The sequence below is a fragment of the Acidovorax sp. GW460-11-11-14-LB4 genome (assembly GCF_059423685.1).
In genome coordinates, this window is record NZ_JBWKYJ010000083.1 from 1 (window position 1) to 20,347 (window position 20,347).

Here is a 20,347-nt window from a genome sequence, read left to right on the forward strand (position 1 = left end):
GGGGGGGGGGGGGGGCCGGGTGACCAGCACCACGGTGGTCAGGGCCGGGTCGCTCAGCACGGCCAGGGCGGCGTTGAAGCGCGCCTCCTGCATCTTGAGCCCCGAGTGCGGCCCCAGGCACGAGGCGCCCCGGTCATTGCCCGCCAGGAATCCGGTCCAGGCCTTGGGCAGGCTCAGCAGGCGCAGCGTGTGGCCGGTGGGGGCCGTGTCGAACACCACATGGTCGAACACATGGCCGGTGTCATTGCCCTCGCTGGCCAGCAGCGCGGCAAATTCGTCAAATGCAGCGATCTCGGTGGTGCAGGCGCCCGAGAGTTGCTCGCGCACTGTCGCGCGCTCATCGCTGCTGGCGGTGGCCTCCAGCTGCGCCAGCACACGCTGGCGGTAGGCCTCGGCGGCCGTGTCAGGGTCGATGTTGAGCATGTGCAGCCCCGGCACCCCGGGCACGGCCACGGGCTGGTTGGACAGCGGCACGCCCAGCATTTCGTCCAGGTTGGAGGCCGCATCGGTGCTGACCAGCAGCACCTGGCGGCCCGCATCTGCCAGGGCAATGGCCGCAGCCGTGGACAGCGATGTCTTGCCCACCCCGCCCTTGCCCGTGAAGAACAGGAAACGCGTGGGCTGGGCGAGCAGCCCCAGGGAGATCGGGGTGGCGTGTGGGGCAGTCATGGGCCCAGCATGGCAGAACCGTTCGGCACGGCCTTGAGCCAGGTCAAGTGCGTCAGTGCGCGTGCGCCGCCCCGCTCACCAGCGTGACCACCGCCATGCCGGCAATCAGCCAGGCAATCTGCAACACGGTTTCGCGCGCGGTCAGGCGTTTTTGCAGCTGGGGGATCAGGTCGGCCAGCGCCACGTACACAAAACTGCTCGACGCCACGGCCAGGAAGTACGGCAAAAAGTCTTGCAACTGCCCCACCAGGAAGTAGCCCACCACCCCGCCCAGCGCCGTCACGGCCCCCGCCAGCGACACCTTCACCAGCGCCATGCGGCGGTTGGGGCTGGTCTGGCGCAGCACCACCAGGTCGCCCATGTGGTGCGGCACCTCATGCGCGAGCACCGACACGGCGGCAATCACCCCCAGGCGAATGTCGGCCATGAAGGCCGAGGCGATCAGGATGCCGTCACCAAAACAATGCACGCTGTCGCCCGTGAGCACCGCCCAGCCGCCCGAGCGCGGGCCGTGGTGGTGGTGCGCATGGCCGTGGTCATGGCCGGTTTCCTGGCCATGGTCATGGTGGGCATGGTGGGCATGGCTATGGGCAGCGGTCTCTGCGTGGCTGTGCTCATGCCCGTGGTGCCACAGTTCGGCCTTGTCCAGCAAAAAGAAGAACACCACACCCACCAGCAGGGTGGCAAACAGGTCGTGGGCGCCCGCCTGGCTCTCGAACGCCTCGGGCAACAGGTGCATGAAGGCCGTGGCCAGCAAGGCACCCGCCGCCAGGCTGAGCAGGTGCTGCGGCCCCACGCTGTCGCCCCGCCCGCCCAGGCCCAGCCGCATGAGCAAGGCGGCCAGCCACACGCTGCCGATACCAGCGGCCAGCGTGGCCAGAATGATTGCTACCAAAGTCATAGCTTTTTGCGCTTTATTTGTAAGCCTTGGAGCTTATGTTTGTTCAAATTCTGCACGCCCGATGCAAGATGAAAAAAGCCGCCCCGGGTGTGGGGCGGCTGCGGGTGGCCTGGTGGGCCGGGGGTTTGTGCATCAAACCACACCGTGCGTCTTGAACCAGGCCAGCGCACGCTTCCAGCCGTCTTCGGCCGCTTCCTTGCGGTAGCTGGCACGGTAGTCGGCATGGAAGGCATGCGGTGCATCGGGGTACACCACAAATTCCGACGCCTTGGCCTGTGGCGAGCCACTGGACAAGGCCGCTTTCATCTTATCAACCGTGTCAAGGGGGATGCCGGTGTCTTTTTCGCCATACAGGCCCAGCACCGGCGCCTTGAGGATGGGCGCCAGGTCCACAGGGTGCTTGGGGGTCAGCTCGCTCGCCTGCCCCACCAGCCGTCCGTACCATGCCACGCCGGCCTTGACGGGGCCGTGTGCGGCATACAGCCAGGTGATACGGCCACCCCAGCAAAAGCCGGTGATCCCCACCCGGGCGCCATCGCCCCCGTTGGCTGCGGCCCATGCCACAGCGCCGTCCAGGTCGGCCATCACCTGGGCATCGGGCACCTTGGACACCACTTCAGCCATCAGCTTGGCAATGTCGGTATAGGTGGTGGCGTCGCCCTGGCGCGCGTACAGCTGTGGGGCAATGGCCAGGTAACCCGCCTTGGCAAAGCGGCGGCAGGTGTCGGCGATGTATTCGTGCACGCCAAAAATTTCCTGGATCACCAGCACCACGGGCAGGCCGGTCTTGCCAGCCGGTGCTGCGCGGTAGGCCGGCACCTTGAAGCCATTGACCGTGAAACTCACTTCCCCCACCGTCAGGCCGTCTGCCGGCGTGGCAATGGCCGTCTGCGCCATGATGGGGGCGGCCGCCGCCGCATAACCCAGGCCCAGCGCTGCCTGCAGCGCAGTGCGGCGCGTGGCGCCCGCTTCGGTGGTGCGGCCCGGCAACAGCGCCTGGGCGTCGGCATGGAGGTCGTCATTGAACATCGGTTTTCTCCAAAAAAAGGGGGGATGGGCCACGGGGTGGAAACTGCCAGCCCCGGAGTCTATGGGGTTTGCACCGCCTCCGCATTTTCGGATACCGAAAAACGGGGAGCACTGCTAGACTTTCCGCGAGCACCGTCGCCGTGGGCATGCGCCACCGACCCGCTACCGCGCAAACGCCTGCTCGCCCGCCCACATTTGCTTTTTTCTTTCTTCGTCCACCCGCCCACCTCCCGCAGACCACCCGCACCGGCCCGAGCGCATGCCCCCTCATCCCACACCACTCCCCCTGCGCGGACAGCTGCTGGTCCGACTGGTGGTCGGGATTTGCGGCGCGGGGGGCTTGGGGTTGCTGACCTGGGCGCTGGCCCGCCAAAGCATGGACCCAGCCATGCGACTGGCCAGCGCGGGTGCCGGGCTGGCGCTGGTGGCCAGTGCGGTGCTGTGCTGGTGGCTGAGCCTCCGGTTGCTGGCGATGCATGCCACCGCCAGGGCCGCCCAGGATGCTGCGCAGCGGGCTACCAACCAGCTGTGCGCCACGCTGGACATCCTGCCCGACGGGCTGGCCATCTACGACGCTGACGACCGCTTGGTGCTGTGCAATCCCCGGTACCGGGAAGTCAGCCCCGGCACCACCATGGCCGTCGATTACGGCACCCGCTTTGAAGACGTGCTGCGCCGCGCTGCCGAATCCGGCCACATCGTGGCTGCGCGGCAGGACACCAATGCCTGGCTGGCCGACCGCATGGCCCGCCATCGCTCGCCCGGCCAGCCCGAGGTGCAGGAGGTCGAGGGCGACCGCTGGATGCTCATCACCGAGCGACTGCAAGAGGGGGGCGGCATGGTGGTGCTGCGCGCCGACATCACGGACGCAGTGCACAAGGAACGCGCACTCAAGCAGGCCCTGCACGACGCCGAACGTGCCGAACGCAGCCTGCGCGAGGCCGTCAATGCCATGCCCGCCGGGCTGGACATCTATGACGAGCAAGACCGGCTGGTGCTGTGCAATGACCAGATGGCGCGCCTGCGTCCGCACCTGCCCGTGGCTGAGTCCCTGGGCAAGACGTATGAGGAACTTCTGCGCGAGGGCCTGCGCTACGGCATCCCCGAGGAGGCCAAGGACCAGGAAGAGCTCTGGCTGGCGCATGAGCTGGCCATCCGGGGCCATCGGCCCGGCCCCGAAGTGCGCCACTACCCCAACGGCACGTGGATGCACATGCACGAATGCCGCACCCCGTCCGGCATGACGGTGTGCGTGCGCCTGGACATCAGCGACCTGATCGAACAGCGCCAGAAGGTCGAGACCGCCCGACAGGAAAGCCAGCGCATGCGCCAGCTGCTGGAGCGCGCGGTGGAGGCCCTGCCCGTGGGCATCGAGATCTTCGACGAGCAGGACCGGCTGGTGCTCTACAACCAGCAGCTGTCCCGCATGTATCCGTACATCAACTATGCGGACCACCTGGGCAAGGGTTTTGTGGACATCCTGCGCTATTCGGTCTCGCGCGGCCTGATCCCTTCGGCCAAGGGGCGCGAGGAGGCATGGATCGCAGAGCGCCTGTCAGAGCACGGCAGCAGCACATCCACCCTGGTGCAGCGTCTGAGCGATGGCCGCTGGATCAACATCTACGAAACCCGCACCCCGGAGAACTACGTCGTGGCCGTGCGGCTGGACATCACCAACCTCATCGAGCAGCGCCAGGCCCTGGAGGCCGCGCAGCAGGCGGCGCAGCAGGCCCGCCAGCTGCTGCAGGACGCCGTGGAGTCACTGCCAGAAGGCTTTGCCCTGTTCGATGCAGAAGACAAGCTGGTGGTGTGCAACGCCCAGTACCGGCGCCTGTACCCCATCTCGGCCCCCATGATCGTACCCGGCAGCACGTTTGAACAGATCGCGCGCTATGGCGCCGAGCGCGGCCAGTACCCCGACGCCATTGGCAACGAAGAGGCCTGGCTCGCCCAGCGCATGGCCGACCACCGCGCGGCCAATCATGCCGTGCTGCAGCGCCTGCCCGAGGGCCGCTGGCTGCAGGCCGACGAGCGGCGTACCCCCCAGGGCGGCATCGCCGGTGTGCGCACCGACGTGACCCAACTGGTGCGCAAGGAGCAGGAACTGGCCGCCGCCAACGCCAAGCTGGCTCTTCTATCCACCACCGACGGTGTGACGGGCATTGGTAACCGCCGGCGCTTTGACGAGCGACTGGCCACCGAATGGATGCGCTGCGGGCGGCACCAGCTGCCGCTGGCCGTGATCCTGATCGATATCGACCACTTCAAGCTCTACAACGACCACTACGGCCATCTGGCCGGTGACGAATGCCTGCGCCGCGTGGCGCAGCTGCTGCAGGGCACTATCCGCCGGGCCGACGAGGTGGCCGCGCGCTACGGCGGCGAGGAGTTTGTTCTGCTGCTGCCCGATGTGCCCCTGCCCGAGGCCGTAACGGTGGCAGAGCGCTGCATGGCCAGCCTTCGCGAGGCGGCCCTGGCCCACCCCCGCTCCCCCACGGCGCCCTACATCACGGCGAGCATGGGCATTGCCAGCCTGGTGCCACGCCCCGGCACCAGTTCTGACACACTCGTGCACGCGGCCGATGCGGCCCTGTACCGCGCCAAGTACGGGGGGCGCAACCGCTTCGAGGTCTTCACGCCTCCGCAGTGACTGTGTTGCCTGCGGGGGTAGCGACGGCCTGAGCAGGTCCGCGCCGGGCCTTCCGGTTTTTGCACGCTTCACCTTCTTCGCAGGACAACGCTGATGAACATTTTGCTCACCGGCTCCACGGGTTTTGTGGGCCGCACCGTGGCTGCCGCACTCACCCGGGCAGGACACCAAGTGCACGGCGGCGTATCGCCCCGCCACCGGTCACCCGGCGCCTTGCAGGTGCCCATGGACTTTGCGCGGGACACCTCGGCCCAGGCCTGGCTGCCGCGCCTGGCGGGTATCGATGCCGTGGTGAATGCTGTGGGGGTGCTGCGCGACAGCCGTGCGCGCCCCATCGACGCCGTGCACCAGCACACGCCCGTCGCGCTGTTTGACGCCTGCGCCCAGGCGGGTGTGCGGCGCGTGGTGCATGTCTCGGCCCTGGGCATTGAAGGCAGTGCCACCCGCTATGCCACCACCAAGCGCGCGGCAGACACGCACCTGCTGGCGCTGGCCCAACAAGATGCATTGCACCCCGCCATCCTGCGCCCCAGTGTGGTGTTTGGCAAAGGCGGTGACAGCAGCGCGCTGTTCATGAACCTGGCGCGCCTGCCAGTGGCGCTGTTCCCCGGCCCCATGCTCACGGCGCGGGTGCAGCCCGTGTCGGTGCACGATCTGGCCGCCGCCATCGTTGCACTGCTGGGGCCCACCATCTCCACCCAGGGCATCGTCGAGTGCGCTGGGCCGGAGGCCCTGACCATGGGCGACTTCATTGCCAGCCTGCGCCAGCAACTGGGCCATGGCAAAGCCCATGTGCTGCGCCTGCCCAACCCGCTCACCCAGCTGAGCGCTCGCCTGGGCGACGCAGTGCCCAGCGTGCCCTGGTGCACCGAAACCCTGACCATGCTGGGCAGCGACAACGTGGGCAACCCCGCCGTGTTCGAGCAGCTGCTGGGCCGCAAGGCGGTGCATTACAGCCAGCTGGTGGCGACCGCCTGGCGTTGACGCGCACCGTCTGTGCCCTCGTCACTGGGGCACGAAGTCCGACGGATACCGCAGCGAATCCACCAGCAGGTGCGACATGCGCATGCCCAGATTGATGCCATGTGGAGGAATGGGCTGGGTGAACCACTTGTCGTACAGGCGGTGCAGCTCCCGCGTCTGGATGAGCCGCCGCAGCTCCGCATCGACCACAGCCTTGAGCGCAGGGTCGTTGCGCTCGAACGCCACCGCATAGGGCTCGATGGTCATGGGCTTGCCAATCACCTTCAGGTCCTGCGGGCGGGCATGGCTGGCACGCAGGCCATAGAGCAGCACATCGTCCATCGCAAAGCCGTCCACCCTGCCATCCACCACCCAGCCAAAGCCCTCGGCATGGTCACGGGCGGGCTCGATGCGCAGGCGCACTGATTTGTTGGCAGCCTCGCGCGCCAGCGAATCGATGTTGGTGGTGCCCACCGTCGAAGCCACGGTCTTGCCGTCCAGGTCTTCGATACGCTCGAAGGGGCGCTGGCTTTGCACCACGATGCGTGATGACGCAATGAAGTGCGCAATGGTGAAAGCCACCCGCTGCCTGCGCGCAGCCGTGTTGGTGGTGGAGCCGCATTCCAGGTCCACATCGCCGCGCTCGATGGCCTCAAAGCGGTTGCCCGACGTGACCTGACGGTAGTCCACCCGCAGATCGCGCCGCTGCAGATGGCGACCGATGGCCTGTGCGATCTGCAGGCACACGTCCACGCTGTAGCCCAGGGGCACCCCATTGGCCACATAGGACATCGGCAGAGAAGATTCGCGGTGGCCGATGACCACTCTTCCCGTGGCCTGGATGCGCTGCAGCGTCTGGCCCGGAGGCTCCGCTGTGCGCGCCAAGGCGGGGCTTGGCACTTCCGTCTTCGCAGAGGTCGATAGACCTGCAGCGGTCCCCGTGTTCTGCGCGATGACTCCCGCCGTCGCACACGCAGCGCAGGCAGCAGCCAGCGCACGCACCATCCCAAACCTCGTGGGGTTCGCTTCACATGTCATGGCTTGCCTCTTCGAAGTTTTCGTGATGCCGCCTGGGCAATGGCCTGTGCGCTGGCTAGCGTACCAGGCCGCTGCGGCACCAGGGCTCTACAGCGCTATACCGCAGCCCGCGAAGCTGAATGCCCAGTGGGAGGCGGGGCTTCCATGCCAGTGTTTCCGTACGCATGCCGCGCCAAGGCAGCCGCCAACACCATGGACGGGTTGACCAGCGTCAGCCCCTCCAGCCGGGGGTGCTCTGACAGTGCGAGTGGAATTTCTGTGCAGCCCATGATGAGCGTGGAGACCCCATAGCGCTGCTGCAGCACCAGCGACACGGACTCGAACCGCTGGCGGGCCAGCGCGTAGTTGCCGGCCTTCACGCCGTCGTAGATGCCCTGCATCAGCTGATCGCGCTCACGGGGTTCGGGCACAAAGCAGTCGATGTCGCGGTGCTCCAGTTCGCGCTGGTACAAGCCCGCCTCGTAGGCACCCTGCGTGGCCAGCAGGCCCACGCCATGCACCTTGTGCAGCGCCAGGTCTGCAGCGACCTCTTGCACACCATGCAGCACCATCAACTGCGGAAAGCGCTGCTGCAGCAGGCCATGCCAGGCATGGGCCGTGTTGCAGGCGATGGCCACCACGCGCGCGCCCAGGGCCGCCAGGCGGCCCGTGGCCTGCAGCATCGGGTCTGCAGGCTGGTGGGCCCCGGGGCGGGTGTCGTGCAAGGCCGCCGTGCGGTCGGGAATGGGCACTTGCGCCAGCCAATGCTCAGGGTAAGCCTGGTCGTGCACAGGGATGCCCAGCGCCGCCATGCGGTCGGTGCAGGCCTGCACAAACAGGCGCACAAAGTCGGCACCCGCAGCAGGCCCCATGCCGCCCAGAATGCCCACCACCTGCGGGGCCGGAAGGTGCGGGGTGGACGACAACATGCTCACGCCCATCACAGCGCAGGCTTGTCGCTCTGGGCCACCAGGTTGTCGCGCAGCTCCTTGCTCATAGGCAGGTTGAGGTTCTGGCCGCGCGGGGGCACTGGCGACATGAACCACTTGGCGTAGAGCTTGTCGAACTCGCCCGACTTCATCATCCCGCCGATCACGCCGTTGACCAGCGTCTGGAACTGCGGGTCGTCCTTGCGCAGCATGCAGGCGTAGGGTTCGACCTGCAGCGAGTCGCCCACCACCACCCAGTCGGCCGGGTTGCGCGTGTTGCCCATCAGGCCAAACAGCAGGATGTCGTCCATGGCGAAGGCCTCTGCACGGCCGGTGTCCACCAGCAGCAGCGAGTCCTCGTGGTCCTTGCCCAGCACGATGTCCATGTCCAGGTTGTTGTCGCGGTTGTACTTGCGGATCACCTGCGCGTTGGTGGTGCCCGAGGTGCTGGCCACTTTTTTCTTGGCGAGGTCGGCGTAGTTCTTGACGCCCGAGGCCTTCTTGGTCAGCAGCCGGGTGCCGGTGTAGAAATAGTTGATGGCAAATTGCACGTCCTTGCCGCGCGCCGTGTTGTTGGTGGTCGATCCGCACTCCAGGTCCACGGTGCCGTTGGTCAGCAGCGGAATGCGGTTTTGCGAAGTCACGGCTTGCAGCTCCACCTTGATGGCAGGGTTGTTCAACCGTTTCTTCACCGCGTCGACCACGGCGTTGGAGATGTCCACCGACATGCCCACCGGGTTGCCCGGGCCCGCCAGATAGCTGAAGGGCACCGACGACTCGCGGTAGGCCAGCGTGATCTTGCCGGAGTCGGCAATCTTCTTGAGGGTGTCGGCACTGGCCACGGTACTGGCCAGCACACCGGCGACCACGAGGACAGCAGCGGTGACAGCGGAGAGCTTCATGGGAATCCCTTTGCAAAAAATCAGGTGAACAGACATTCGGACAGACGAGAAAGCAAGATGCAGGGGCACTGTAAAAATTTGCGGCCGTCTTGAACAATTCATTTGCGCGGGTCCACCATGATGAAAAGTTATGGCTCTGTTTCGGTGCACCTCCGCGCACCATCGTGGATCGTCCTGCCTTCTTTGCGGCCCTTGCATCCCGGTGCCCCCACCCCTCTCCCGCCAGACCATCCTGAAAACACCAGGTGCTGACCAGTGCATAACTTCCTGGCATGGCAAGGCACTGCTTTGGCATTGTTCAGCAGGTGCACTGCCGCCTACATTCGTTGTCATCTCCTCCAACCGTTTCACTCTCTCCGATGCAGGTATGTGTATTGGGCGCAGGCATCGTCGGCCTGGCCACGGCGTATGAACTTCAACAGCGCGGCCTGCAGGTCACAGTCATCGATCAGGCGCAGCCCGGCACGGGCGCCAGCGGTGGCAACGGCGCGCAACTGAGCTACAGCTATGTACAACCGCTGGCGGACGCCAGCATCTGGCGGCAGCTGCCCCGGCTGCTGCTCTCGCCCACCTCCCCACTCAAGCTGCGCCTGCAGTGGGATACCCACCAGTGGCGCTGGGGGCTGGAGTTTCTGCGCGCCTGCAACCGACCAACCTCTGAACGCAGCACCGCACAACTGCTGGCCCTGGCCGCCCTGAGCCGCCATCATCTGGAAACCATGCTGCAGGCAGAGTCTCTGGACTGCAACTTCTCCAGCACCGGCAAGCTGGTGCTGTACGACACCGCAGCCAGCCTGGCCGCGGCACAACGCCAGATGGACCTGCAGCGCCAGTGGGGCAGCGAACAGCAGGCAGTTTCGGCCCAGCGTTGCGTGGAGCTTGAGCCCGCGCTGCAGCACTACCAGCCGCGCATTGCCGGAGCCATCTACACCCCCAGTGAATGCGCTGCCGACTGCCTCCAGGTCTGCCAAGGCTTGCAGGCCGTGCTGGCCGCACGGGGGGTGCGCTTCATGCTGGGCGCCACGGTCCAAGGCTTTGTGCGCGAGGGATCCCGCATTGCTGCGGTGCAGACCAGTGCAGGAGCCATCGAGGCGCAACAGTTTGTGCTGGCCCTGGGCAGCCGCAGCCACCCGGCGGCGCAGACGCTGGGGTTGCGCTTGCCGGTATACCCCCTCAAGGGCTACAGCATCACGCTGGATACCAACCCCACATCATCGGCAGCGCCTCGCATCAATGTGACCGATGCTGCACGCAAGGTGGTGTTTGCGCGCATCGGCCAGCGCCTGCGGGTGGCGGGCATGGCCGAACTGGTGGGGCACGATGCACGCATACCTGCCGCGCGCATCCAGAGCCTGCGCGATGCCACCCGCGCCGTTTTCCCGACCTGCCATCAGGGCGGAGAGCTGCATGCCTGGACCGGCATGCGCCCCGCCACGCCCACCGGGCTGCCGATCGTAGGCCGTTGGGTGGGGGCACCGGACAACTTGCTGCTCAACACAGGCCATGGCTCTTTGGGGTTCACGCTGGCGTTTGGCACGGCGGCGCAGGTGGCCGAGCTGCTGGCACCCGCCTGACTCTCCCGCACTCCCACGCTCCGCAGCCGCACAAGGCACTACCCGCCTCGGCAGGTGGCGCGTTCACTCCACCTCGGGCTGCAGGCCCACCGTTTCCAGCGTCTTTGCCACCGCCTGGCGCATGCATTGCGTCATGGCGCTGGCCAGCAGTGAGCTGGGGCGGTTGACGGTGCGCAGCGACTTGATGGGCACGGCAATATGCGGCGCCAGCGCCAGTACATCCACCTTGCTGCGGTCGGCCGATGCCGCCGTGCAGGCGTCCACCAGCGCCACCGCGTGACCATGGTGCGCCAGCGCCAGCGCCGCATGGTAGGTCTGCACCGTGAACGCCGTCTGCAGGCCCACGCCCGCCTCGCGGCACGCGTGGTTGACCACCGTGCCGATGGGGTCGCGTACATCCAGCCGCACCACCGGTGTGTCTGCCAGGTCGGCCAGGTGCACCACACCGGCCGCCACCAGCGCAGCACCCAGCATGCCCTTGGGCGCTACACACACCATGCGCCCATCGGCCAGATGCTCCTGCGTGAGCGCGGGGTGGGCGATGGCGCTGAACACAAAGCCCACATCCGCCTCCTGCAGCACCAGGGCCGAGACGATCTGGGGCGAGTGCAGCGCGTCGATGGTCACCTGCACATCCGGGTGCTTTTTCCTGAAAAAACGCAACGCACGCGGCAGCACCTCGTAGCTCAGCGCCAGCACGCTCAGGATATGCAACTCACCCTCACGCCGGTCGCTCTTGAGGCTGTTGGCCAGGCGCTGCACATCATCGAGCTGGGTGAACAGGCGCTCGATGTGCGGGTACAGGGTCTGTGCCTCGGTGGTGGGCACCAGCTTGCCCTTGAGCCGGTGGAACAACGGAAAGCCCAGCTGCAGTTCAGCATGCGCCAGGATGCGGCTGACCGCAGGCTGCGTGACGTTGATGAGGCGGGCCGCCGCGCTCACGCTGCCGGTGAGCATGACGGCGTTGAAGACTTCTATGTGGCGAAGGCGCATATGCTGACAATGCAAGGAATGGGCCGCAAGCGCAATCCTTGCATGTACCCATTGCGAAATCGCGCACTCAAACCGCGCGCCTCGCACGCGCTTGCTGCTAAACCGACATCGACGGCCGCAGCGCCATGGCCGCACGCCAGCGCAACAGGTTTGGGTGCTGCTCGCCCGGCTTGTGCTTGACCACACGCGCAAAGTCGACCGCCACCACCGCCGTGATGTCGGCCACGCTGAAGCGGTCGGTGGCAATGAAGTCGCGGTCCGCCAGGCGCTCGTTGAGCAGCTGAAAGAACTGCCCCACACGCACCAGTCCACGCTCGGCCAGGGCCGGGATTTGCGGGTAGTCCACCGCGCCGGGCAAGGCCCGGTTGGCCATGGCGGGCGCGCTGTTGCGCAGCGCCTCGGCAATGGCCTGCAGGCCCTCGAACTCCATGCGCCAGTTCCAGCTCGCAATCTCGGCCTTTTCTGCGGGCGTCTCGCCAAGCAGTGCGGGCTGCGGGTAGCGCGCCTCCACATAGGCCGTAATGGCCGCGTTGTCGGTCAGCAGCAAACCGTCTTCCGTGCGCAGCGCGGGCACCGTGCACTGCGGGTTGATCTGGCGATAGGCCTCGCCCAATTGTTCGCCATTGCGCAGGTCCACCTGCACGGTGTCGTGGGCCACGCCCTTTTCTGCCAGCAGGATGCGCGCCCGGCGCGGGCTGGGGGCGGTGGAACAGTCGTATAGGGTGATCATGGAGACGCCTTGCAAAAACACTCAACGTGCGGGTAAAGAAGCTGCCGCCGCCTCGATCTTGTCCTGCGTCTTGGTGTCAAAGTCGCTCGCGTCATGCCGCTCGCGCAACTGGCTGGCCAGATCACCCTGCACGCGGTTCACCTTGCGCCCGCGCTGCACTGCCGGGCGCTTGGCCACCTGCTCGGCCCAGCGCACCACATGCGTGTATTCGTGCACCTGCAAAAACTCGCCCGCGTTGTAGGCCTGCCCCTTCACCAGCAAGCCATACCAGGGCCAGATCGCAATGTCGGCCACCGTGTACTCATCGCCCGCCACGTATTCGGTCACGGCCAGGCGCTGGTTCAGCACATCCAGCTGGCGCTTGGCCTCCATCGCATACCGATCAATCGCATACTCGATCTTCACTGGCGCATAGGCATAAAAATGCCCAAACCCGCCGCCCACAAACGGCGCACTGCCCATCTGCCAGAACAGCCACGACAGGCACTCCGCCCGCGCCGCGCCGTCCTTGGGCAAAAAGGCGCTGCCGAACTTCTCGGCCAGATACATCAGGATGGCGCCGGACTCGAACACCCGCACCGGGTTGGCCGGGTCGGCACGGTCCAGCAGCGCGGGGATCTTGGAATTAGGGTTCACAGACACGAAGCCGCTGCCAAACTGCTCACCCTCGTTGATGCGGATCAGCCATGCGTCGTACTCCGCCCCGTTGTGGCCCAGCGCCAGCAGCTCTTCCAGCATCACGGTCACCTTCACGCCATTGGGCGTGCCCAGCGAATACAGCTGCAGCGGGTGGCGGCCTACGGGCAGTTCCTTGTCGTGCGTGGCGCCTGCAATGGGCCGGTTGATGCTGGCGAACTGGCCGCCGTTTTCTTTGTTCCATTGCCAGATGGCGGGGGGGGTGTAGCTGGAAGAATCGCTCATGTATTCAGCTCCAAGTAAAAAAACATTATTCAAGTTGTGAAGCAAGATTACCCAACTTCTGCTTCAACGCATCTCGCAGCTTGGCATCTACGCCAACGCGCCGCAGCACAGCTCTCTCATAGTCATCGCGACTGTTAAAGCGCAGACCTTTTGCGATGCAATCAAGGATGCGAGATTCGCGAACCGGGTACCTGCTGACGATCCCGTGAATGTCAGATGCGCCCACCATGCCTGAAAGGCGTGCAAGCTCATCGGGATACGTGGAGGGAATGGCAACGTTCAACACAGGTTGAGTTTGAGCAATGAGTTCGTGACGCGTGGGCAGCGAAGAGAGAACTTGATCACGCATTTGCCGCTCTGCCAATCGGCTTGCGAGATGCTCTTTCGCTGCTTGCACTTTGATCGATTCGATCGCTGCATCTCGAGCTCCATCTAGGAGCGTCTGAGAGTCAATACCCAAGGTGTCCGCCTGCTGCACAGCAACGGCACATTGGGCTTCCTGCGAGTAGATTAGGCTTTCAACGGAAAAAATTGGTAACGGGTAGATCCCCTCATCTTCAAACTTCTTCATCTGTTCCGCAGACATGCCATCGTGATCAATGAGACCGAACGCTTGCGCCCTGTGGATTTGCTCGACCGCACGAAGCCCCTCGACGGCTTTCATCACATCTTTGCAACTAGTGCGTGGTCGCACAGAAACTTGGGGGAAAAGAAGCGAGTAAAGAGGTTGATCCAAACTCGTTTTATCGTTGCCCTCAACAAACAGAATCTTGCGCCGCGCACCGATCACGTCAACCCAGAGCCATTCCGGAATTTGCCCTGAATCATGGATGACATCGACATCCCACGAAACGATTTTTCCGTCTCGCCAAGCGCTACCTCGCACGAGAACAATTTCGCTACCCTTCACTGCCACAGGTAGCTCAAGTTGGTGCGTACAGACCACAAAGCCACAGTCAGGTCTCGCCAGTATCAGCGCCTTGACAAGTGCAACAACGATAGATCGGTGAAGATGAAGCTCAGGCTCATCGATAAGGAAGACCATGCCTGGTGGTGCGGCCACTACCTCAGCGGCAAAAACAAGTGCAGATCGTTCCCCATCGGACATGCGTGCATAGCTATAAACTGAGTCGGCCTGCTTTGCTCTCAATTCGGCTCCAACAACCTCAAGCTGCACAGTCAAATTCGCCTGGGCCAGTAGAGAATTGACGATGTCTAGTGGCGAGTTATCAGCCTGAAGTCGAGCAACCGCTAAAGAGCTTGGTCCCTCGATCTTTATTTGGTTTGCAGCATCAAGCTTGTACTGAGTCTCCGCCGCCTGAAGATCGTGAATCGCCTTCTCATTACGAGTCGTGCCAAGAATAGATTTCCATCTTGTATCCGGCTGGGAGTCATAGTGCTTTAGGTTGTTAGTGAGATCACGGCGACTCGCCGGTGTCATGGACAGACTTTCGTTATCGAAATAGCTAGGTCGTGACCCTGGTAAATAAACTACGCTACCCGTCCACTGTGCTGCAAGCTGATTGATCAGAGCAGACTTACCAGCACCGTTGCGACCCAAGATAAATATTGGGCTTCCAGCCTTCACAGCCACCGGAACAAGTCCTGCCTGCGTTTGAATTTGCATCTGAGCGAGGTGGGGACGTACTTCTCTGTCCATATCTGTCCTCTCGGAATCTTCTCTACTGACCCCAACGGAGAATCAGCCAAGCATGAAAGCATGCAAAAAAGGCGCTCTTCGCATCTCGTGACCATTCGCGCTATCAGCCCTGACGGTAGACAGGAGAAGAGCGCATAACAACGATAGATACGCAATATGTCAATGCGCCTTATCCCAATTAGCCCCCACCCCCACCTCCGCCAATAACGGCACCTTCAGCGCCGCCACCTCTGCCATCAGGCGCGGGATGTGGGTCTTGAGCCAGTCCACCTCGCTCTCAGGCAGCTCAAACACCAGTTCGTCGTGCACCTGCATGATCATTTGGATGCCCGGCTTGTGCGTGTCCAGCTCCTTCTGAACCGCCACCATGGCCAGCTTGATGAGGTCTGCCGCCGTGCCCTGCATGGGGGCGTTGATAGCGGCGCGCTCGGCCCCGGCACGGCGAGGGCCGTTGGGGGAGTTGATTTCGGGCAGGTACAGGCGGCGGCCAAACACGGTTTCGACATAGCCCATGGACTTGGCTGAAGCCTTGGTGTCATCCATGTACTGCTTCACGCCGGGATAGCGCTGGAAGTACTTGTCAATGTAGGCGGCAGCGGCCTTGGTCTCGATGCCCAGGTTCTTGGCCAGGCCAAAGCTGCTCATGCCGTAGATAAGGCCAAAGTTGATGACCTTGGCGTAGCGGCGTTGCTCGCTGGTGACCTGATCGACCTCCACCCCAAACACTTCGGCAGCGGTGGCGCGGTGCACGTCCAGCCCGGCGTGGAATGCGTGCAGCAGCGAGTGGTCGCCGCTCAGGTGGGCCATGATGCGCAGCTCGATTTGGGAGTAGTCGGCACTCGCAATCACGCGGCCCGCAGGGGCCACAAAGGCCTCGCGCACGCGGCGGCCTTCGGGGGTGCGGATGGGGATGTTCTGCAGGTTGGGGTCGTTGCTGGACAGGCGCCCTGTGACGGCCACGGCCTGGGCGTAGTGCGTGTGCACGCGGCCTGTGCGTGGCAGGGCCAACTGGGCCAGCTTGTCGGTGTAGGTGCCTTTGAGCTTGACGAGGCCCCGGTGCTCCAGCAGTTTGGCGGGCAGGGGGTAGTCCTCGGCCAGCTTTTCCAGCACTTCTTCGTCGGTGCTGCGGGCGCCGGTGGCGGTCTTCTTCACCACGGGCATGCCCAGCTTGTCGAAGAAGATTTCGCCGAGCTGCTTGGGGCTGCTCAGGTTGAAGGGCTGGCCTGCAATCTCGTACGCCTCGGTTTCGAGCTGCAAGATGCGCTGGCCCAGTTCGTGACTTTGGGCGGCCAGCGTGGGGGCGTCGATGAGCACGCCGTTGCGTTCGATGCGGTACAGGGCTTCGCTGCTGGCAATCTCCAGCTCGTAGATGAAGCGCAGTTTGTCGTCTGCCTGCAGCAGCGGCCACAGGGCGTTGTGCACGTCCAGGGTCTGGTCCGAGTCTTCGCACGAATAGGCAGCGGCCTTGTCCACCGGCACTTGCGCAAACGGAATCTGGTGCGCGCCTTTGCCGCACAGGTCTTCGTAGGTGATGCCTTTGCGGCCCGTGTGGCGCTCGGCCAGGCTGGTCAGGTTATGGGGCTTGTGCACTTCGAGCACGTAGCTTTGCAGCATGGTGTCGTGTGTGTAGCCCCGCACCTCGATGCCGTGGTTGGCGAACACATGGCGGTCGTACTTGATGTGCTGCCCCAGCTTGTGGTGCTTGGGGTCTTCCAGCCAGGGCTTGAGACGGGCGAGCACTTCATCCAGCGGCAGTTGCGCGGGCGCATCGGGGCCTTCGTGGCGCAGGGGAATGTAGGCGGCCTCGCCGGGCTGCACGCTGAAGCTGATGCCGACGATTTGCGCGCGCATTTCGTCGAGAGAGTCTGTTTCGGTGTCGATGGCCGCGAGTGAGGCTTTGTGCAGGCGCTCCAGCCACTGGTCAAAGTCCGCCCAGTTCAGGATGGTGTCGTACACCACGGAGCGGTGCTGGGCTTCTTCGGCCACGGTGCTGGCGGAGTGGTCGGCAAACAGATCGCCGCTTTGACCGGGCATGGCGACGGTGGGGGCTGTAGCCGCTGGAGCCGATGCACCTTTGATGGCGGCGGCCAGGCCCTTGAAGCCGTACTTTTCGTAAAACGGCAGCAGGCCGGCGTTGTCCGGCGTGTCCAGCGTGATGTCATCAAACGCGGGCAACCCGGGGATGTAGTCGGCCAGCGCGCAATCGGTCTTCATGGTGACCAGCTGGCGGCTCAATGCCAGCTGGCCGCTGGCAATCGCCTCGCGCAGGTTGTTGCCCGCCACGCCCTTGATGGCGTCGGCGTTAGCGATCAGGTTGTCGAGCGAGCCGTATTCTTCCAGCCACTTGGCGGCCGTCTTGGGGCCCACCTTGGCAACGCCGGGCACATTGTCCACGGTGTCGCCCACCAGCGCCTGGTAGTCCACCATCAGCGTGGGTGGCACGCCAAACTCTGCCGTCACGCCCGCCACGTCGCGGCGCTTGCCGCTCATGGTGTCGATGATGGTGATGTGCTCGTTGACCAGCTGGCTCAGATCCTTGTCGCCGCTGGACACGATGACCTCAATACCCTGTGCGGCTGCTGCGTTGGCCAGGGTGGCGATCACGTCGTCGGCCTCCACGCCGGGCACGGCCACCACCTTCCAGCCCAGCAGGTCCACCACCTCATGGATGGGCTCGATCTGGCTGCGCAGGTCGTCGGGCATGGGCGAGCGCGTGGCCTTGTACTCGGTGTACAAGGCATCACGGAAGGTGGGGCCCGAGGCGTCGAACACGCACACAGCGTAGTCGGCCACCACCTCTTTGCGCAGGGCCTGCATCATGTTGATCATGCCGCGAATGGCACCGGTGGCAGGGCTTGTGGGGTCGCCCGGCGCAGCCCGCAGGTCGGGCATGGCGTGGAAGGCGCGGTAGAGGTAGCTGGAGCCGTCCACCAGCACCAGGGTCTTTTTGTTGCTCATCCGGCAATTGTGCACGGGCAGCGCCCGCCGGGCGGCGCTCTACAATCGCCCGATGCGCGCTGTTCACCTTCTCCTGCTGCTGGGCATGGCCTGCGGCAATGCCCTGGCCCAAACCCCGTCCCCATACCCTGCTGCCACCACCGCAGGCGCTGGTAACCAGCGCGATGCGCTGCCCGACCCCGAGCCCCTGTCTGGTCGCACCAACCAGCGCACGGAGCGCATCCAGATCGAAGACGAAGGCAGCCGTGTGGACGAGCTGCGGGTCGGCGGGCAAACCCAGAACATCTCGGTGCAGCCCAAGACCGGCAACCTGCCCGCCTACGAAGTGCAGTCGCCTGATGGCGCGCGCAGCCGCGCCGGTGGCAACAATGGCGCTGAAACCACCACGGCGCCCCGCGTCTGGAACGTGTTCAAGTTCTGATGGGTGGCAGGGTGGCGCGCACGCACTGCGTTGCCACCGGTTGAGCCCCGCCCGTTGTCCCGCCCCTTCCCCTTCTCTTTTCTTCGACCCCCTGAGCGATGGCCGTTTTTACCGAAGTCTCCAATCCCGAGGCGCGCGAGTTGCTGCGCCGTTTGCAACTGGGCGAGCTGGTGGCGCTGCGCGGCATTGAGGGCGGCATCGAGAACACCAACTACTTTCTGACCAGCGACCAGGGCGAGTTCGTGCTGACACTGTTCGAGCGCCTCACGGCCGAGCAGCTGCCTTTCTACCTGTACCTGATGAAGCACCTGGCGCATGGCGGCGTGCCCGTGCCCGACCCGCGTGCCGACAAGAACGGCGACATCCTGCACACCGTGTGTGGCAAACCCGCCGCCGTGGTCAACAAGCTGCGCGGCAAGAGCCAGCTGGCCCCGCAGGGCGTGCACTGCGCGGCCGTGGGCACCATGCTGGCCCGCATGCACCTGGCGGGCCGCGACTTTGACCGCCACCAGCCCAACCTGCGCGGGCTGCCCTGGTGGAACGAGACGGTGCCGGTGGTGCTGCCCCACATTGACGACGCACAGGCCGCATTGCTGCGGTCCGAGCTGGCCTACCAGAACCATGTGGCCGCCAGCTCCGCCTATGCCGCCCTGCCGCGCGGGCCCGTGCATGCCGACCTGTTCCGCGACAACGTGATGTTCGAGGGTGAAGAGCTGACGGGCTTCTTCGACTTCTACTTTGCAGGTGTGGACACCTGGCTGTTTGACCTGGCCGTGTGCCTGAACGACTGGTGCATCGACCTGCCCACCGGCGCCCACGATGCCGAGCGCGCCACGCGCATGCTGGACGCTTACCAGACCGTGCGTCCTCTGACAGCCGCCGAGCGCGAGTTGCTGCCCGCCATGCTGCGCGCCGGGGCGCTGCGGTTCTGGATCTCGCGCCTGTGGGACTTCTACCTGCCGCGCGAGGCCTCCATGCTCAAACCCCACGACCCCACGCACTTCGAGCGCGTGCTGCGCGGGCGCCTGGCCCTGCCCGTACACGCGGGCTGATCCCACAACAGACGGGCAGCCTCTAACCCCTGACCCCGCCACCGGTTTTGGGGCAGTGGGGTAAATTCGACCTTATTCGCCCCCTCGACATCAGATGCCGCTAGGTGCCCCCCATGGGCGCTGGGGCGCAGTCGGCGGTGCGGGCCCCTCCTCCTTTCCAACGTATTCATGAAACTCCACATCGTCCCCGCGCGCACCGGCATGGCCTGGGTCAAGCTCGGCGTTCGGGCGTTCTGGCGGCAGCCCATGGCGCTGGCTGCGCTGTTCTTCATGACCATGGCGGCCATGTCGCTGGCCACCATGATCCCGCTGGTGGGTCCGGCCATTGCGCTGGCACTGCTGCCGTCTGCCACGCTGGCCATGATGGTGGCGGCGGCGCAGGCATCGCAAGGGCGGTTTCCGATGCCCGCGGTGCTGCTGGTGGCCTTTCGCACCGGGCGCGAGCGGCTGCGCGACATGCTCACACTGGGTGTGCTGTATGCGGTGGCTTTTCTCGGCATCATGGGCCTGTCGGCCCTGCTGGACGGCGGCCAGTTTGCGCAGGTTTACCTGGGTGGCGCGCCCATGACCCGAGAGATTGCCGAGAACCCGGACTTCCAGCGCGCCATGTGGCTGTCGATGCTGCTGTACCTGCCCCTGTCGCTGCTGTTCTGGCATGCACCGGGCCTCGTGCACTGGCATGGCGTGCCGCCGGTCAAGGCGCTGTTCTTCTCCATCGTGGCCTGCGTGCGCAACTTTGGCGCGTTCCTGGTCTATGGGCTGGGCTGGCTGGGGGTGTTTTTGCTGGGCGGGCTGGTGGTCAGCATCGTGTCGGCCCTGCTGGCTGTGGCGGGGCTTGCCGGATCGATGGCCGGTGGCATCATGGTGGGCGCTGCCATGATGTTGGCCGCGATGTTCTTCACCTCGGTGGTCTTCACCTTCCGCGACTGCTTCGAGCCCCCCTACACCCCCCAGCAAGAAGAGGCGCCCCATGACAAC

General features: G+C 64.9%; 17 protein-coding genes. 6 read left to right on the forward strand and 11 right to left on the reverse strand.

Translation table 11 applies throughout. From position 1 onward, the window contains the following. From AC07X4_RS21125 to AC07X4_RS21135, 3 genes are all read right to left on the reverse strand, one after another. Positions 1–669 (reverse strand): TRC40/GET3/ArsA family transport-energizing ATPase (locus AC07X4_RS21125; protein ID WP_494741207.1); only part of this gene is annotated, 669 nt, incomplete at its 3' end. A gap of 52 nt (positions 670–721) precedes the next feature. After that, a complete protein-coding gene (locus AC07X4_RS21130; protein WP_494741208.1) occupies positions 722–1,570 on the reverse strand; it encodes a ZIP family metal transporter in 849 nt (282 codons plus the stop codon). Positions 1,571–1,702: 132 nt separating this feature from the next. After that, entirely contained in the window at positions 1,703–2,599 is an 897-nt protein-coding gene (locus AC07X4_RS21135; protein ID WP_056061167.1) for a dienelactone hydrolase family protein, read from the reverse strand. Positions 2,600–2,975: 376 nt separating this feature from the next. Between AC07X4_RS21135 and AC07X4_RS21140 the strand changes: the two genes are divergently transcribed. Together AC07X4_RS21140 and AC07X4_RS21145 are read left to right on the forward strand one after the other, a co-directional pair. Then, positions 2,976–5,249, forward strand: a complete 2,274-nt coding sequence (locus AC07X4_RS21140; RefSeq protein ID WP_494741209.1) for a sensor domain-containing diguanylate cyclase — start codon at positions 2,976–2,978, stop codon at positions 5,247–5,249. Between the two features lie 93 nt (positions 5,250–5,342). Further along, positions 5,343–6,233, forward strand: a complete 891-nt coding sequence (locus AC07X4_RS21145) for an NAD-dependent epimerase/dehydratase family protein (protein WP_494741210.1) — start codon at positions 5,343–5,345, stop codon at positions 6,231–6,233. A 21-nt stretch (positions 6,234–6,254) separates the two neighbouring features. Here the strand turns inward: AC07X4_RS21145 and AC07X4_RS21150 are convergent, their stop codons facing one another. The 3 genes from AC07X4_RS21150 to AC07X4_RS21160 all read right to left on the reverse strand — a co-directional run bounded on the left by AC07X4_RS21150 (position 6,255) and on the right by AC07X4_RS21160 (position 9,060). After that, positions 6,255–7,097: an amino acid ABC transporter substrate-binding protein gene (locus tag AC07X4_RS21150; RefSeq protein ID WP_436078061.1), complete on the reverse strand. Its 843-nt coding sequence runs from the start codon at positions 7,095–7,097 to the stop codon at positions 6,255–6,257. Between the two features lie 248 nt (positions 7,098–7,345). Continuing rightward, positions 7,346–8,158, reverse strand: coding sequence for an aspartate/glutamate racemase family protein (locus AC07X4_RS21155; protein ID WP_494741211.1), 813 nt, complete (start codon positions 8,156–8,158; stop codon positions 7,346–7,348). Positions 8,159–8,169: 11 nt separating this feature from the next. Beyond that, a complete protein-coding gene (locus AC07X4_RS21160) occupies positions 8,170–9,060 on the reverse strand; it encodes an amino acid ABC transporter substrate-binding protein (protein ID WP_288853134.1) in 891 nt (296 codons plus the stop codon). 359 nt (positions 9,061–9,419) lie between these two features. Here AC07X4_RS21160 and AC07X4_RS21165 point away from each other — a divergent pair, with 359 nt between their 5' ends. Next, positions 9,420–10,634 (forward strand): D-amino acid dehydrogenase, encoded by a 1,215-nt coding sequence (locus AC07X4_RS21165; RefSeq protein ID WP_494741212.1) that lies wholly within the window; start codon positions 9,420–9,422, stop codon positions 10,632–10,634. 63 nt (positions 10,635–10,697) lie between these two features. Here AC07X4_RS21165 and AC07X4_RS21170 read toward each other — a convergent pair whose 3' ends face one another. The 5 genes from AC07X4_RS21170 to polA form a co-directional block, all read right to left on the reverse strand. Next, positions 10,698–11,627 (reverse strand): LysR family transcriptional regulator, encoded by a 930-nt coding sequence (locus AC07X4_RS21170; RefSeq protein WP_494741213.1) that lies wholly within the window; start codon positions 11,625–11,627, stop codon positions 10,698–10,700. 97 nt (positions 11,628–11,724) lie between these two features. Next, positions 11,725–12,357, reverse strand: coding sequence for a glutathione S-transferase family protein (locus AC07X4_RS21175; protein ID WP_494741214.1), 633 nt, complete (start codon positions 12,355–12,357; stop codon positions 11,725–11,727). Positions 12,358–12,378: 21 nt separating this feature from the next. Then, on the reverse strand, positions 12,379–13,278 hold the full coding sequence (gene yghU / locus AC07X4_RS21180; RefSeq protein WP_494741215.1) for a glutathione-dependent disulfide-bond oxidoreductase: 900 nt from the start codon (positions 13,276–13,278) through the stop codon (positions 12,379–12,381). A gap of 25 nt (positions 13,279–13,303) precedes the next feature. Next, a complete protein-coding gene (locus AC07X4_RS21185) occupies positions 13,304–14,938 on the reverse strand; it encodes an AAA family ATPase (RefSeq protein WP_494741216.1) in 1,635 nt (544 codons plus the stop codon). 159 nt (positions 14,939–15,097) lie between these two features. Continuing rightward, entirely contained in the window at positions 15,098–17,896 is a 2,799-nt protein-coding gene (gene polA, locus AC07X4_RS21190; protein ID WP_494741217.1) for a DNA polymerase I, read from the reverse strand. Between the two features lie 52 nt (positions 17,897–17,948). Between polA and AC07X4_RS21195 the strand changes: the two genes are divergently transcribed. From AC07X4_RS21195 to AC07X4_RS21205, 3 genes are all read left to right on the forward strand, one after another. Beyond that, positions 17,949–18,317, forward strand: coding sequence for a hypothetical protein (locus AC07X4_RS21195; RefSeq protein ID WP_494741218.1), 369 nt, complete (start codon positions 17,949–17,951; stop codon positions 18,315–18,317). Between the two features lie 98 nt (positions 18,318–18,415). Beyond that, positions 18,416–19,369, forward strand: coding sequence for a homoserine kinase (locus tag AC07X4_RS21200; protein ID WP_494741219.1), 954 nt, complete (start codon positions 18,416–18,418; stop codon positions 19,367–19,369). Positions 19,370–19,537: 168 nt separating this feature from the next. Beyond that, positions 19,538–20,347, forward strand: an 810-nt coding sequence (locus tag AC07X4_RS21205) for a BPSS1780 family membrane protein (protein ID WP_494741220.1), incomplete at its 3' end; no start/stop codon positions are given.